This window comes from Dellaglioa sp. CoH-57-MRSF-18, assembly GCF_056781995.1.
The window spans coordinates 1-272 of record NZ_JBXAXX010000216.1; the positions used below are offsets into that span (position 1 = coordinate 1).

Genomic DNA, 272 nt, shown 5'->3' on the forward strand with positions numbered 1-272 from the left:
TGCTCGCTGAAGACGTGCGTCTGTGTCCCCATCGAGCTGCACTGTATTGTGGACCGCTGTCACCTGCTTATAGGTGCGTGCCAAAGTCCGGCCTATCCAATCTGGCGTTATCAGGAGCACCGCGTCACCTGTCGTGAGCGCATCGATCACGCGCTCGTGCGCCGGGCCTTCCGCGTCAAGTAGCTGTGTGGCTTGCCTGTCCTCGATGACGAGTGTCGGGTACGGTATGTCCTCGTCGTGTATAACTACTATCATTCTTCCCTCCTATACAT

At 57.0% G+C, this 272-nt stretch carries 1 protein-coding gene; it reads right to left on the reverse strand.

Annotated elements, in window-relative coordinates:
• Positions 1-255: hypothetical protein (locus AC1RPG_RS08780; protein WP_481762602.1), on the reverse strand; the 255-nt coding region annotated here is incomplete at its 3' end.
• Positions 256-272 lie beyond the last annotated feature (17 nt).